This window comes from Pseudonocardia humida (assembly GCF_023898865.1).
GTDB lineage: Bacteria > Actinomycetota > Actinomycetes > Mycobacteriales > Pseudonocardiaceae > Pseudonocardia > Pseudonocardia humida.
The window spans coordinates 183,328-196,881 of record NZ_JAGSOV010000020.1; the positions used below are offsets into that span (position 1 = coordinate 183,328).

Here is a 13,554-nt window from a genome sequence, read left to right on the forward strand (position 1 = left end):
CCTTCCTGACACTGGACGAGCGCCCGTCCTACCCGCAGCACAGGAACCGGAGATCCCGTTGTCCCACATCCTCATGGTCGGCGTCGGCGCGCACGGCCACACCAACCCGCACCTGCCGGTGATCGCCGAGCTGGTCGAGCGCGGTCACCGGGTCGACTACGCCATCCCTGCCCCGTTCGCCGACGCCGCCGCCGCGACGGGCGCCACCCCGCTGGTGATCACCTCGACGCTGCCCGACGAGACCCGCGACGAGCAGTGGCCCGTCGACCCGCTGGCCGGCACGGCCCTGTTCCTCGACGACGCGATCGGCGTGCTGCCGCAGCTGGAGTCCGCGCTCGCCGACGACCGTCCCGACCTGGTGCTCTACGACATCGGTGGCTTCGCGGGCCGCGCGCTGGCCCAGCGCTGGGGGCTGCCGCTCGTGCAGCTCTCGCCGAGCATCGTGGCCTGGCGCGGCTACGAGGACGACATGGCCGAGGCGCTGTCGTTCCTGCGCGACCCCGCAGGCGTCGCGTTCGTGCAGCGGTTCGAGGGCTGGCTGCGCGGGTTGGGGATCGAGACCTCCCACGCGGAGTTCGCCGGTCACCCGCCGCGCTGCGTCGTGCTGGTCCCCAAGGCCATGCAGCCGAACGCCGACCGCGTCGACGAGCAGGTCTACACGTTCGTCGGGCCCGGACTCGACCGCCGCCGGGAGTCCGCCTGGCCCGAGCCCGACCGGCCGCTGCTGCTGGTCTCCCTCGGCTCCGCCTACACCGACCGGGTCGACTTCTACCGCGACTGCGTGGCCGCGTTCGGCGACCTCGACTGGGAGGTGGTGATCGCGATCGGTCGCCACGTCGACCCGGCCGCGGTCGGCCCGCTGCCGCCGAACGTGGAGCTGCACCCGTGGGTGCCGCAGTTCGCGGTGCTCGGGCGGGCCTCGGCGTTCGTGACGCACGCCGGGATGGGCGGCTGCAGCGAGGGCCTCTACCAGGGCGTGCCGATGGTGGCGGTGCCCCAGGCCGTCGACCAGCCGGGCAACGCCGCGATGCTGGAGTCGCTCGGCGTCGGCGTCACCGTCCCCCCGGAGTCGGTGACGCCCGGGGTGCTGCGGGAGGCCGTGCTGTCGCTGACGGGCTCGCCCGAGGTCGCCGCCCGCTCGGCGGCCCTGCGCGACGAGCTGCGCGCCGCCGGTGGCGCCCGCGCGGCCGCCGACGTGATCGAGGCCGAGCTGCCCCGCTGACGCCGCCCGAGCGGGCTCAGCTGCCGCGGTAGGTCGTGTACGAGTACGGCGAGAGCAGGAGCGGGACGTGCACGTGCTGCCGGCCGTCGGCCACCTCGAACGCCACCGTCACCTCGGGGTGGAAGCCCGTCTGGCCGGTCGCGGCGAAGTAGGCGGCCGTGTCGAACGTGAGCCGGTGGACTCCCGGCCCCGGTGGCGCGGTGAGCAGATCGGCGATCCGCCCGTCGGCGTCGGTGACGCCCTCCCGAACCGCCCCGTCCGGGGCGGTCAGCCGGACCGGCACGCCCTCGGCGGGGCGGCCCAGCGCGGCGTCCAGCACGTGGGTGCTGATCCCGGTCATGCGACCACCTCGCTGACGCTCGGCGGTCGCCTGACCGACGGTGCTGTGTCCAACGGTGAGCTCGCAAGCTCGCTCACGTGTCCTCCACCAGCCTGCCCAGCCGGATCCGGTTGATCTTCGCGAGCTCGGCGCGCAGCACCGCGCGCTCGGTGGCGGGGTCGTTGTGCAGCCGCGACCGCAGCACCGCCAGCAGCTCCCCGGCCGGGCGGCCGTCGGCGCAGACGAGGTAGACGTGGCCGAACCGGGCCTCGTACTCCCGGTTGCCCTCGGCCAGCGCGGCCCGGACGTCCTGCGGTGCCCCGGCCACGCCGGCCTGCTCGCGCGCCGACGAGGCGTGCGCCGAGCGCTCCCCGATCCGCGGGTGGCCGGCCAGGGCCAGGTCGACCTGGGCCTCGTCCAGCTCGGCCAGCACGGCGTCGGCGCGGTCGAGCAGTGCGGCCGGGGAGCCGTACGGGCGGGCGGCGGCCAGCCTCCTGGCCCACTGCGGGGACGCGCAGCAGCCCAGGAGCGCGGCCTCGGCGTCGACACCGGGCAGCTGGTCGAACTCCGCCATCCGCATGGGGCGAATGCTCCCTCCGTCGGCGTGTCCGGCACTTCGAGCGCCACGACGACCCGGTTAAGAATCGCGATCGACGCAGCGCGCGGTGCCGTCGGCAACCTACCGTTCTCGGGCCGGGGTCGGCCCATGGCCGACCGTCAGGACGACGATGGAGGCGGCGGTGGGCATCTCGCTGGGCTACAACCGGTACGGCAAGGCCGAGTGCCGGATGGTGCACGTGGACCGGTCCACGCCGGTGCACCGCATCACCGACGTCACCGTCACCGGCCAGCTGGTCGGCGACTTCGCCGCCACCCACCTCACCGGCGACAACTCCAAGGTCATCGCCACCGACACGCAGAAGAACACCGTCTACGCGCTGGCCCGCCAGCACGGGGTCGGCGCGCCGGAGGAGTTCGCGCTGCGCATGGCCCGCTACTTCGTCGACGGCTTCGAGCAGGTCAGCGGGGCCCGCCAGGAGGTGCTGCAGCACTCGTGGGGCCGGATCTCCACCACCGACGCCGGGCCGCACGACCACGCCTTCGTCAAGGACACCGGCGAGACCCGCACCACGGTGGTCACCAAGCACGGCGCCGACGAGGTGGTCATCTCCGGGCTGACGGACCTGGTCGTGCTCAAGAGCACCGGCAGCGAGTTCCACGGCTTCCCGGACGTCCCGTTCACCTCGCTGGTCGAGACCGACGACCGGATCCTGGCCACCGCGGTCACCGCCCGCTGGCGCTACCTGGGCACGGACGTCGAGTGGGACAAGACCTTCGGCTCGGTGCGCCAGGCGATGCTGGACACGTTCGCGCTGACGCACAGCCTGTCGTTGCAGCAGACGCTCTACGCGATGGGCGAGGCCGTGCTGCAGGGCCACCCGGAGGTCGCCGAGATCCGGTTCTCCATGCCCAACAAGCACCACTTCCTGGTCGACCTGTCCAAGTGGGGCCTCGACAACCCGAACGAGGTCTGGTACGCGGCCGACCGGCCCTACGGGCTGATCGAGGCCTCGGTCGTGCGGGACGAGGCGCCCCCGGCCCCGGGGGCCTGGGAGGGCGTGACGGGCTTCATCTGAAGTGACCGATCGCGACCACCGAGCGCTCGGCCAGGCTCGCTCAGGCGACCCCGGGAGGTCAGTCTCCGGCGTGCTGCATGGCGTGCCGGGCCTCGGCCCGGGTCAGGCCGGTGGCCTGCAGCAGGTCCAGGACGATGGAGCGCACCTGGGCCAGCATCACCGCCTCGGACGGCCCCGGCGTCCAGGTCCGGGTCAGCTCCTCGGCGTCGGTGAAGACGTCCAGCACCGGGCCGCGGGCCCGGGCGCGCTCGCCGTCGCGGCCCAGCTGCCCGGTCAGCGAGTCGACCGCGGTCGCCAGCCGCTCGACCAGGTCGGCCAGCTCGGGCGCGGCCGGCTCGTCGTCGCCGAGCGCGACGAACGCGCGGCGGGCCAGCACCCGGGCGTTGCGCATGGCGTAGTCGCTGCGCTCGGCCAGCTCGGTGTAGCGGCCCAGCACCTTGCGCCGGCGCCGGTACAGCGGGGTCATCCGGGTGACCTCCTGGCCGCCGCGCAGCTCGCCGCGCACCCCGTCGATGAGCGGCTGGCTGGCCCGGGCCTGACGCAGTGCCGCGGCGGCGGCCTCCACGTCGCGCTCGCGCAGGGCGTCGGCCGTGGCGCGCAGGACCGCGGACAGCTCGTCGAGCAGCGCTCGGGACTGCCGGCGCACGGGACCGACCGGGTCGGTGGGCAGCACGGCCACCACGAGCACTCCGACGGCGCCGCCGATCAGCGCGTCGATCGCGCGGTCGATCCCGCCGCTGTCCCCCGGCGGCAGCAGGGCGACCACCAGCACCGCGGAGGACCCGGCCTGGGCGACCAGCAGGGTGGCCCCGTCGGCGAACACCGCCACGGCCATCGCCAGCAGCACGACCAGCGCGATCTGCCAGCCGCCGCTGCCGATCCAGGCGATCAGCACGTCGGCGACCAGCAGCCCGACGCTGACCCCGACCACCAGTTCCACCACCCGGCGCAGCCGGGCGCCCAGGGACACCCCGAGGCAGATCACCGCGGCGATCGGGGCGAAGAACGGGCGCTCGTGGCCGACCAGGTCGTGCGCGACGTACCAGGCCAGCCCGGCCGCGACCGCGCACTGCGCGATCGGCACCGCCGAGTACCGCAGCCGGCGCCACCGCTCCGCGAGGCCGCGCCGCACGCGGGCCCGGCGCCCGCGCGGGCGGTTCGGCCGCGCGGACGGCAGCGTCGGCGGGTCGAACGCCGACCCGGGCTCGGGTCCGGGCGACTCCGACGGCCGATCCGGGTCGGCCACCGGGCTCAGTCCAGGCCGAGGGCCGCGGCCGCGGCCGGGTCGGAGTCGGCCAGGAAGGTGCGGCAGCGCTCGGCCTCGTCGGTCTCCCCGATCGCCGCGGCGGCCCGCTGCAGCGCCGCCAGCGCGCGCAGGAAGCCCTGGTTGGGCACGTGCGAGAAGGGCACCGGGCCGAACCCCTTCCAGCCGTTGCGGCGCAGCATGTCCAGGCCGCGGTGGTAGCCGGTGCGGGCGTAGGCGTAGCCGGTGATCGTCACCCCGTCCTGCAACGCCCGCTCCGCGAGCACCGCCCAGGCCAGGCTGGACGTCGGGTGCGCCGCGGCGACCTCGGCCGGCTCCTGGCCCGCGTCGATCTCGGCGGCCGCGGGGTCCTCGGGCAGCAGGGTGGGCTCGGGGCCCAGCAGGTTGCCGTGCGTCGTCATGCGAGCATCCTGCCCCCACCCGGTGCTCAGCGCGCCCACGACCTCGTCGCGCAGGCACGCGCGCCCCCGCGCCGGGCCTTCCCCGCGCGGGTCCGCCGGACGACGGTCGCCGCGGCGGCGCTCGACGAGGCCGAGCCGCCGCGGATCGCCGGGACGACCGCCGTCCCGCTGGAGCGGTGGGCCGCGGAGGGCCTCAGCCCGCCAGCGAGGTGCCCGCCGAGCGCAGGTTCTCGCAGGCCTCGATGACCCGCTCGGACATCGCGACCTCGGCCTTCTTCAGGTAGGACCGCGGGTCGTACGCCTTCTTGTTGCCGACCTCGCCGTCGATCTTCAGCACGCCGTCGTAGTTGCTGAACATGTGCGCGGCGATCGGCCGGGTGAAGGCGTACTGGGTGTCGGTGTCGACGTTCATCTTCACCACGCCGTAGTCCAGCGCCTCGTGGATCTCCTCGATCAGCGAGCCCGAGCCGCCGTGGAAGACCAGGTCGAACGGCTTGGAGCCGGCGTCGAGGCCGAGCTTCTCGGTGGCCACCTCCTGGCCCTGCTTGAGGATCTCCGGGCGGAGCTTGACGTTGCCCGGCTTGTAGACGCCGTGCACGTTGCCGAAGGTGGCGGCCAGCAGGTAGCGGCCCTTCTCGCCGCCGCCGAGGGCCTCGACCGTGTCGGCGTAGTCGCCGGGGGCGGTGTAGAGCTTCTCGTTGATGTCGTTGGCGACGCCGTCCTCCTCGCCGCCGACCACCCCGATCTCCACCTCGAGGATGATCTTCGCCTTGACCGCCCGGTCGAGCAGCTCGGCCGCGATCCGCAGGTTCTCGTGCAGCTCGGTGGCCGACCCGTCCCACATGTGCGACTGGAACAGCGGGTTCTCCCCGCGGTCGACCCGCTCCTGGCTGAGCGCGATCAGCGGCCGGACGAAGCCGTCCAGCTTGTCCTTGGGGCAGTGGTCGGTGTGCAGCGCCACGTTGATCGGGTACTGCTTGGCGACCACGTGCGCGAACTCGGCCAGCCCGACCGAGCCGACGACCATGTCCTTCACCCGGGTGCCGGAGAGGAACTCCGCGCCACCGGTGGAGATCTGCACGATGCCGTCGCTGCCCGCCTCGGCGAACCCGCGCAGCGCAGCGTTCAGCGTCTCGGTGCTCGTCACATTGATCGCCGGGTAGGCGAACCGGCCGCTCTTGGCCCTGTCCAGCATCTCGTTGTAGACCTCGGGGGTCGCGATCGGCACGAGTGGGTCCCTCCTGTCCTCGGTTTGGTGGCGAGTATCCCGCACCCGGGGGACTACGCGGGCGCAGGCGGCCGGGCGGACCCGACTACTCTGCAGGGCATGGACGGCGAGCGCGCAGACGACCGCGCGGGCAACGCCGTCGAGATGACGCTGTCGCGGTTGCGCAGCCTCGACTCGCACCAGCCCGCGCCGCCCCCCGCGGACGGCGCGCCGCGCACGCTGGCCGACCTCTACCGCGACCACCAGATGCGGATGGTCCGGCTGGCCACCCTGCTGGTCGACGACCAGGCCACCGCCGAGGACGTCGTCCAGGAGGCGTTCGCCGGGCTGCACCGGCACTGGTCGGGGCTGCGGGACGAGGCGGCCGCGGTGGGCTACCTGCGCGCGGCGGTCGTCAACGGTTCCCGCTCGGTGCTGCGCAGGCGCCGCACCGCCCGCGAGTACGTGCCGCCCCACCAGGTGAACGCCCGCTCCGCCGAGTCGCTGGCCATGCTCTCGGCCGAGCACCAGGCCGTCGTCGACGCGCTGTCCTCGCTGCCGCCGCGCCAGCGCGAGGTGCTGGTGCTGCGCTACTACGGCGGGATGAGCGAGGCGGAGATCGCCGACGCCACCGGCATCAGCCGGGGCACGGTGAAGTCGACCGCGAGCCGGGCGCTGGACGCCGTGGCCCGGGTCATGGGTCCGCGCTCCCGGTAGGGCACACCCGCCCCCCGCCACCCCGACGGGTGGACCCGTGCGGGTCCCCGGCGGCCCCGATGGCACCATTGGACCCGTGAGCAGGAGCGTCGAGCCCGAGCAGCGCCTCGCCGAGGCCCTGCGCGCCAGGGCCACGGGCGCGGGACGCGCCGGTCCGAACGGCCCGGCCCCGCGCGGCGGCGCCGATCCCGACACGGCCGCGATCCGCGCCGCGCTGCTCGCCGCGCTGGCGGTGGGCCTGCTCGTCGGCGTCCTGTTCGCGCTGTTGTCCCTGCTCTCCCCGGGGACGCTGCCCCCGCTCGGGTGAACGGGGCACCCCCGGTACCGTCGCCATGGTGCAGACCCACGTTGTCGCGCTCGGCCCGGAGTGGCTCAAGCCGGACGTCATCATCGAGTGGCTGGGTCCGTGGGCCCTGGTCGGCCTCGCACTGATCGTCTTCGCCGAGTGCGGCCTGCTGCTCGGCTTCTTCCTCCCGGGCGACTCGCTGCTGTTCACCGCCGGCCTGTTCGTGGCCCAGGCGGCGAACGGCCAGCCGGGCATCGGCACCCCGCTGTGGCTGGTCTGCGTGATCCTCGTGATCGCCGCCTTCGCCGGGAACGTGTGCGGCTACTACCTCGGGAAGGTGGCCGGACCGGCCATCTTCGACAAGCCCAAGTCGAAGCTGTTCAAACCCGAGCACGTGGTCAAGACTCAGGGCTTCTTCGACAAGTACGGCAACCGGGCCATCGTGATGGCCCGGTTCGTGCCGATCGTGCGCACCTTCATCACGGTGATGGCAGGCGTGGGCCGGATGGAGGCCAAGCGCTTCTTCACCTACTCCCTGGTCGGCGGCGTGGCCTGGGCGGCGGGCGTGACGCTGCTGGGCTTCTTCCTCGGCCAGTTCGCGTTCGTGCGCGAGAACATCGAGCTGATGCTCATCCTGATCGTGCTGCTGTCCGTGCTGCCGATCATCATCGAGGTCATCAAGGCGCGCCGCGAGTCCAAGCGCGGTGCCGGGCACGCGCCGGAGGCCGCTCCGCACGCCCCGGGCGGTTACCGGGCCGACCTCAGGCCCTCGGCGCCCCTCCCGGCCAACCACGCAGAGGTGACGCAGCCGATGCGCCCGCACCCCGGTCAGCCCCGACCCCGGCCCTTCGGCGGCTGACCACCGCACCACGGGACCACCGGCCCGGTAGCGCCCGCTAGCCGCCCCGCTGCAGGCGGGCGGCCGCCTCCATCAGCATCCAGCCCCCCAGCTGCACCGACAGGTCCGACTCGGGCACCCCGGCCCGCGGCTCCGGGGCAGGCGCGCGCCAGTCCGCGGAGAACACCGGACCCAGCGCGGTGTCCAACCGCCCGTCCCAGGCCGCTTCCGCGCTCGCCAGCACGAGCTGCCCGGCGGCGTCGGACAGCTCGGGGCGGCGCACGGCGGCGTCGGCGAGGTAGCGCGCGGTGATGCCGGCGAACAGCCCGCCGTCGCCGCCGCCCACCCCGGGCAGCACCCCGCTGGGCTCGGCCAGCCGACGGCGCACCGCGTCGACCACGGCAACGGCCCGGTCCGCCCAGCGCTGGTGGCCGTCGCGCTGGGCGAGCTCGACGCAGGCGCCCAGGTGCACGCCCTGGCAGTAGGTGAAGATCCGCTTGTCGACCTCGCAGATCTCGCCGTCCGGGCCGACGCGCACCCCGTCGTGGACGAGGCCGGTGTCCGGGTCGACCAGGGTGTCGCTCATCCAGTCGACGATGGCCGCGGCGAAGCTCACCTGCCCGGTGCGGGCCAGCAGGATCGCGGCCGGGCCGTTGGCCGGGGCGTTCTTCGAGTTGTCGCCGCGGCGCCACCAGATCCCGCCGCCGCCGTCCTCGGTCCAGCCGCGGCCCAGCTGCGTGCAGATCGCCTCGATCGCGGACGGCCCCCAGCGCCCGGCCGCGCCGCCCGCCCGCTGCACCGCCAGGCCGAACCAGGCGATGTCGTCGTAGTAGCGGTTGATCCAGCTGCCGGCGTTGTGGATCCGGACGCTGCGGGTCGTCGCCGCGATCGCCCTGGCGCGTCCCTCGCGCGCAGACCTGCGCTGCGCGTCGACGAGGCAGTCCAGCAGGTGCGCCTGCCACCAGTAGTGCCAGGGGAACGGGGCGATCGGGGTGCGCCGGGGCCAGCGGATGCGACCGATCCGCGTGCCGGGCAGCACGCCCGCCAACCGCCGCACGTGTCGACGCATGATCGCCCGCTCCGCGGTGTTGGCCCTCTCGGCCCAGTCGATGTCGGCCACGGGGCCAGTCTGCACGATGGCCGGATCCGTGGGACACGCGTCGTTGACGCCACCCGCGTTGACCAGCACCGTTGTGGTGTGTCCGAGCCGCAGCCGCCGATCACGCACCAGGTGGTCATCGCCCTGTACGAGGGCGTGCAGCCCCTCGACGTCGTCGGTCCGCACGACGTGCTCGCCGGTGCCACCGAGCTGTTCGACGCCACCGGCCGCGGCGGCGGCTACGCCGTCACCCTCGTCGCGGAGCGGCCCGGCCCCGTCCGCGGCGCGGGCGGGCTCGGCCTGGTCGCCGACGGCGCGCTGCCCGAATCCGGCCCGATCGGCACCCTGCTCGTCCCCGGCGGGCCCGGCAGCCGCCGGTTCGGCGCCGAGTCCGGCTACGTCCGGTGGCTGCGCCGGGCGGTGCCGCGGGCCGACCGGGTGGTGTCGGTGTGCACCGGCGCCTTCGCGCTGGCCGCCGCCGGGCTGCTGGACGGCCTGTCGGCCACCACCCACTGGCGCTACGCGCCCGTGCTGGCCGCCCGCCACCCCGCCGTCGACGTCCGGTCCGACCCGATCTACCTGCGGCAGGGCCGGATCTGGACCGCCGCCGGGGTCACCGCGGGCATCGACCTCGCGCTCGCGCTCGTCGAGGCCGACCACGGCGTCGACGTCGCCCAGGACATCGCCCGCGAGCTGGTGGTGTTCCTGCGCAGGCCGGGCGGGCAGAGCCAGTTCGCCGGGCCCGTCTGGGACACCCCGGCGCGGCAGCCGAGCGTGCGCGCCGCGCAGGACCTCATCCACGCCGACCCCACCGCCGATCTGCGCGTCCCTGTGCTGGCCGCGCGCGTCGGGATGAGCGAGCGGCACTTCAGCCGCGAGTTCACCCGGGCGCTGGGCACCCCGCCGGGCGACTACGTCGAGCGGGTCCGCGTGGACACCGCGCGCCGGCTGCTGGAGTCCGAGCAGCTGCTGGTGTCGGTGGCGGCCGCCCGGGCCGGCTTCGGCACCGCCGAGACCATGCGCCGCGCCTTCCTGCGCCGCGTCGGCGTTGCCCCCGACCACTACCGGCGGCACTTCGCCGCCGTCCCCTCCTGACCCGACCAGACCGGAGACCACCGTGCAGATCGCGATCCCGCTCTACCCCAGGTTGACCGCGCTCGACGCCATCGGCCCCTACGAGGTCCTGCAGCGCATCCCGTCGATCGACGTGGTGTTCGTCGGCGAGCGGCGCGGCGAGGTCCGCACCGAGAACGGGTTCCTCGGGCTCACCGTGGACGCCGCGCTCGACGAGGTGGCCGCGCCCGACGTGGTGGTGGTGCCGGGCGGCATCGGCACCCGGGGCATGCTGGCCCCCGGGCCGTACCTGGACTGGCTGCGCGCCGTGCACCCCGGCACCCGGTACACGACGTCGGTCTGCAGCGGGTCGCTGCTGCTGGCCGCGGCCGGGCTGCTGGACGGGCTGACCGCGACCACGCACTGGGGCGCGCTGGAGCTGCTGGGCCGGCTGGGTGCGGTGCCGGTGAGCGAGCGCGTGGTCGAGCACCTGGACCGCCGGGTGATCACGGCCGCCGGGGTGTCCGCCGGCATCGACATGGCGATCCGGCTGGCCGAGCTGCTGGTCGACGGCGTGGCGGCGCGGGCGGCGCAGGTGGCGATCGAGTACGACCCGCAGCCGCCCTTCGACGCCGGGCACCCGAGCCGCGTGGACGGCGAGGTGATGGCGCGCGTCGGGGAGTACTCCGCGCTGCGCGCCTGACCCGACTCACCCGATCGAGTGGATCTCCGCCGCCCACCGACGTGATCGAACAGAAGTTCGAAGATTGTCGGTGGGCTGGCGTAGGTTGCGGGGCATGGACCTCCCCGACCGTTCCCCGCGGTCGACCCACTGGGCCGACCAGTACGACGCCTGGCAGCGCGAGACCATCCGCAGGCACGGCTGGGCCTTGCAGGCCGTCGACGGCGACGAGGACGGCCCGCCCTACGTCTACACGGTCGGGCTGTCCGGCTTCGCCCACCCCGAACTGATCGTCTTCGCCACCGCGCAGGCCGCGGCAGCCCGGCTGCTCAACGAGCTGGGCGAGCTCGTCCGGGCCGGGTACACGCTCGTCGGCGGGCAGCGGGTCGCCGCCCCCTCCGGCGACGTGCACCTGCTGGCGTTCCCCGAGGCCGAGCACTGGCTGTTCGCCGCCGACGACCTCTACGGCATCCCCGGCGGGGCCGGCGTGCGGGCCCTGCTGGTGATGCCCGTCGACGAGCTGGTGGCCCGCCCGGAGGACGGGACGCAGCGCTGCGCCTGCTGCGCGGTGCTGGCCGACCCGGCCGGGTGAGCCGGGGGCGGCCCGGTTCCGGAGGTGAGCCCTAGCCCTAGCATCGCGGGGTGGCCAGCACCGAGCCCGGCGAGGCCGGGCCGACGGAGTGGGGGGAGTCCGTCGGGGTCGGTCCCTGGGCGGGCGCCCTGCCGGACGACCCCCGGCTCGACCCCGACCTGCTGGCCGGCGGCGACCGACGCAACGTCGTCGACCGCTACCGCTACTGGCGGCGGGAGGCCATCGTCGCCGACCTCGACGAGCGGCGCCACCCGTTCCACGTCGCCATCGAGAACTTCGGCCACGACCACAACATCGGCACGGTTGTCCGTACGGCCAACGCGTTCGCGGCCGCGGAGGTGCACATCGTCGGGCGCCGCCGCTGGAACCGGCGCGGCGCCATGGTCACCGACCGCTACCAGCACCTGCGCCACCACCCCGACATCCCCGCGCTGCTCGGGTTCGCCCGCGCCCGGGGCCTCGCCGTCGTCGTGGTGGACAACGCGCCGGACGCCCAGCGCATCGAGACCGCCGAGCTGCCGCGTCGCTGCCTGCTGCTCTTCGGCGCGGAGGGGCCGGGGGTCAGCCCCGAGGCGACGGCGGCGGCCGCGCTGACCGTGTCGATCGCGCAGTTCGGGTCCACCCGGTCGATCAACGCGGGGGTGGCCGCCGGGATCGCGATGCACGCGTGGGTGCGCCGGCACGCCGACCTGTCCGCGGCCTGGTGAGGGCGCCACCGGCGGATCCGGCGGCGGTGGGACGTAGGGTCGGCCCGTGCCCACAGTTCTGATCACCGGGGCCACCGCGGGCATCGGCGCCGCGTTCGCCTCCCGACTCGCCCGCGACGGCCGCGACCTCGTCCTGGTGGCCCGCGACGAGGACCGGCTCGCCCGGGCCGCCGCCGACCACCGCGCCAGGGGCGTGGCGGTCGAGGTGCTCCCCGCCGACCTGTCCACCGAGGACGGCCGCGAACGCGTGGCCGCCCGGCTCTCCGACCCCGACGTCGCCCCGGTCGACCTGCTGGTCAACAACGCCGGCATGGGCATGGCCGATGACTTCCTCGACGCCGACATGCCCGCGATCCAGCGCCAGCACGACCTGAACGTCACCACCGTCCTGCGGCTGACCAGGGCCGCGCTGCCCGGGATGGTCGACCGCGGCCGCGGTGCCGTCGTCAACGTCTCCAGCGTCGCCGGCTTCCTGGCCGGCTCCAGCCCCAGCTACACCGCCGAGAAGGCGTGGGTCACCACCTTCACCGAGGGGCTGGCCGGCGACCTGAGGGGCACCGGCGTGCGGGTGATGGCGCTGTGCCCCGGCTACGTCCGCACCGAGTTCCACGAGCGCGCCGGCATCGACGCGGGCGCCCGGCGCGGGCCGTTCTGGCTGGCCGCCGAGCGCGTCGTCGACGACGGCCTGTCCGACCTCGCCCGCGGCCGCGTGGTCTCGGTGCCCAGCCGCCAGTACAAGGCGATCGTCGCGGCCGTCGACCTGCTGCCCCGACCGGTGGTGCGCCGGCTCCTGGCCGCGGTGGGCCGTAGATGAACGCGAAGGCGGGTAGGGGTATCCGGTGAGTACACACGACACCGAGCGCGAGCAGCTGGCCGCGCTGGTGGCCGAGCTGGCGGTGGTGCACGGCGCGGTCACGCTGTCCTCGGGAGCGCAGGCGGACTACTACGTCGACCTGCGCCGGGCCACCCTGGAGCACCGGGCCGCGCCGCTGATCGGCCGGCTGCTGCTGGCGCTGACCGCCGACTGGGACTACCAGGCCGTCGGCGGGCTGACCCTGGGTGCCGACCCCGTCGCCGACGCCATGCTGCACGCGGCGGCCGCCGAACGGGCGGTCCGCCCCGACCGGCCGCCGCTGGACGCGTTCGTGGTGCGCAAGAGCACCAAGGAGCACGGGATGCAGCGGTTGATCGAAGGACCCGACATCACCGGTCGGCGGGTGCTGGTCGTCGAGGACACCTCGACCACCGGCGCCTCGGTGCTGACCGCCGTGCGGGCGGTCCGCGAGGCGGGAGCCTCCATCGTCGGGGTGGTCACCGTGGTGGACCGCGACACCGGCGCCCGGGAAGCGATCGAGGCCGAGGGCGTGCCGTACCGGGCGCTGCTCGGCTTGGCGGACCTCGGCCTCGGGGGCTGATCGATCGGCGGGCGGTCGGTCGCGTTCACCGCGACCCGCCGTCCGCCGCGGGAAACGAGGACGCGGGGGCCGGCCGGCACCCCGCCCCCGCCCCCAGGGAACCCCGCATGGTGGG

17 protein-coding genes are annotated in these 13,554 nt (G+C 74.7%); 11 read left to right on the plus strand and 6 right to left on the minus strand.

Annotation, left to right across the window (positions count from 1 at the left end):
* Positions 1–73 precede the first annotated feature (73 nt).
* Positions 74–1,222 carry a macrolide family glycosyltransferase gene (locus tag KDL28_RS10005; RefSeq protein WP_372496939.1) on the plus strand — a complete coding sequence of 383 codons (1,149 nt, stop codon included), beginning with the start codon at positions 74–76 and terminating at the stop codon, positions 1,220–1,222.
* A gap of 16 nt (positions 1,223–1,238) precedes the next feature.
* Here KDL28_RS10005 and uraH read toward each other — a convergent pair whose 3' ends face one another.
* Both uraH and uraD read right to left on the minus strand, forming a co-directional pair.
* Positions 1,239–1,562 carry a hydroxyisourate hydrolase gene (gene uraH, locus KDL28_RS10010; protein WP_252437131.1) on the minus strand — a complete coding sequence of 108 codons (324 nt, stop codon included), beginning with the start codon at positions 1,560–1,562 and terminating at the stop codon, positions 1,239–1,241.
* A 73-nt stretch (positions 1,563–1,635) separates the two neighbouring features.
* Positions 1,636–2,121: a 2-oxo-4-hydroxy-4-carboxy-5-ureidoimidazoline decarboxylase gene (gene uraD, locus KDL28_RS10015; RefSeq protein ID WP_252437132.1), complete on the minus strand. Its 486-nt coding sequence runs from the start codon at positions 2,119–2,121 to the stop codon at positions 1,636–1,638.
* 160 nt (positions 2,122–2,281) lie between these two features.
* On the opposite strand from uraD, the gene pucL reads away from it, so the two are divergent.
* Entirely contained in the window at positions 2,282–3,178 is an 897-nt protein-coding gene (gene pucL / locus KDL28_RS10020) for a factor-independent urate hydroxylase (protein ID WP_252437133.1), read from the plus strand.
* Between the two features lie 58 nt (positions 3,179–3,236).
* Here pucL and KDL28_RS10025 read toward each other — a convergent pair whose 3' ends face one another.
* The 3 genes from KDL28_RS10025 to fbaA form a co-directional block, all read right to left on the minus strand.
* Positions 3,237–4,424 (minus strand): FUSC family protein, encoded by a 1,188-nt coding sequence (locus KDL28_RS10025; RefSeq protein ID WP_252437134.1) that lies wholly within the window; start codon positions 4,422–4,424, stop codon positions 3,237–3,239.
* Between the two features lie 5 nt (positions 4,425–4,429).
* Complete coding sequence (locus KDL28_RS10030) at positions 4,430–4,843, minus strand: DUF3151 domain-containing protein (protein WP_252437135.1); 414 nt, start codon at positions 4,841–4,843, stop codon at positions 4,430–4,432.
* A gap of 193 nt (positions 4,844–5,036) precedes the next feature.
* A complete protein-coding gene (gene fbaA, locus KDL28_RS10035) occupies positions 5,037–6,071 on the minus strand; it encodes a class II fructose-bisphosphate aldolase (protein ID WP_252437136.1) in 1,035 nt (344 codons plus the stop codon).
* Positions 6,072–6,170: 99 nt separating this feature from the next.
* On the opposite strand from fbaA, the gene KDL28_RS10040 reads away from it, so the two are divergent.
* From KDL28_RS10040 to KDL28_RS10050, 3 genes are all read left to right on the plus strand, one after another.
* On the plus strand, positions 6,171–6,767 hold the full coding sequence (locus KDL28_RS10040) for a SigE family RNA polymerase sigma factor (RefSeq protein ID WP_252437137.1): 597 nt from the start codon (positions 6,171–6,173) through the stop codon (positions 6,765–6,767).
* Positions 6,768–6,843: 76 nt separating this feature from the next.
* A complete protein-coding gene (locus KDL28_RS10045) occupies positions 6,844–7,074 on the plus strand; it encodes a hypothetical protein (protein ID WP_252437138.1) in 231 nt (76 codons plus the stop codon).
* A 25-nt stretch (positions 7,075–7,099) separates the two neighbouring features.
* Entirely contained in the window at positions 7,100–7,912 is an 813-nt protein-coding gene (locus KDL28_RS10050; protein WP_308215979.1) for a DedA family protein, read from the plus strand.
* Between the two features lie 37 nt (positions 7,913–7,949).
* On the opposite strand, the gene KDL28_RS10055 is transcribed toward KDL28_RS10050, so the two are convergent.
* The gene (locus KDL28_RS10055; RefSeq protein ID WP_308215980.1) at positions 7,950–9,011 is read right to left on the minus strand and encodes a glycoside hydrolase family 76 protein; all 1,062 of its coding nucleotides are present in this window, start codon (positions 9,009–9,011) and stop codon (positions 7,950–7,952) included.
* A 78-nt stretch (positions 9,012–9,089) separates the two neighbouring features.
* Between KDL28_RS10055 and KDL28_RS10060 the strand changes: the two genes are divergently transcribed.
* From KDL28_RS10060 to pyrE, 6 genes are all read left to right on the plus strand, one after another.
* A complete protein-coding gene (locus tag KDL28_RS10060; protein ID WP_252437139.1) occupies positions 9,090–10,085 on the plus strand; it encodes a GlxA family transcriptional regulator in 996 nt (331 codons plus the stop codon).
* Between the two features lie 22 nt (positions 10,086–10,107).
* A complete protein-coding gene (locus tag KDL28_RS10065; RefSeq protein ID WP_252437140.1) occupies positions 10,108–10,746 on the plus strand; it encodes a DJ-1/PfpI family protein in 639 nt (212 codons plus the stop codon).
* 94 nt (positions 10,747–10,840) lie between these two features.
* A complete protein-coding gene (locus tag KDL28_RS10070) occupies positions 10,841–11,317 on the plus strand; it encodes a DUF4262 domain-containing protein (protein ID WP_252437141.1) in 477 nt (158 codons plus the stop codon).
* A 50-nt stretch (positions 11,318–11,367) separates the two neighbouring features.
* Positions 11,368–12,024, plus strand: a complete 657-nt coding sequence (locus tag KDL28_RS10075) for a TrmH family RNA methyltransferase (protein WP_252437142.1) — start codon at positions 11,368–11,370, stop codon at positions 12,022–12,024.
* Between the two features lie 46 nt (positions 12,025–12,070).
* A complete protein-coding gene (locus KDL28_RS10080) occupies positions 12,071–12,838 on the plus strand; it encodes an SDR family NAD(P)-dependent oxidoreductase (protein ID WP_252437143.1) in 768 nt (255 codons plus the stop codon).
* Between the two features lie 25 nt (positions 12,839–12,863).
* Entirely contained in the window at positions 12,864–13,439 is a 576-nt protein-coding gene (gene pyrE / locus KDL28_RS10085; protein ID WP_252437144.1) for an orotate phosphoribosyltransferase, read from the plus strand.
* Positions 13,440–13,554 lie beyond the last annotated feature (115 nt).